This window comes from Gilvimarinus sp. 1_MG-2023, from assembly GCF_030548285.1.
Genome location: NZ_JAUOSC010001031.1, coordinates 1 through 270, shown reverse-complemented (window position 1 = coordinate 270; position 270 = coordinate 1). Strand labels below are relative to the sequence as shown.

The window sequence follows — 270 nt, the reverse complement described above, 5'->3', positions numbered from 1 at the left end:
GCCTCAAACGACAAGGTGCCTTCGCTCCGCTGGTTCACTGCGTTCAGAGCCGTATAGGACGGGGCAGTCTCTGCGATCTCGGTGGTGCCTGTTGTGTTGCTGCTGTCGGTATCAACTACCGTGCTGGTTTTTTCTTGAATCAGGAAATTGGCAATTTCCCAGGTCGCGGAATTGGCCGGGTCACTGGTGTAAACAAACGCGACATAAATCGTCTGACCAATATACGCAGACAGATCGATCTCACCGGAGCTGATGGCATCGGTATAACCC

Annotated in this window: 1 protein-coding gene; it reads right to left on the bottom strand. The window is 53.0% G+C overall.

Features of this window, described 5'->3' with window-relative positions; translation table 11 throughout:
• On the bottom strand, positions 1–270 hold a 270-nt coding region (locus Q4563_RS20005), incomplete at both ends, for a hypothetical protein (protein ID WP_303605758.1).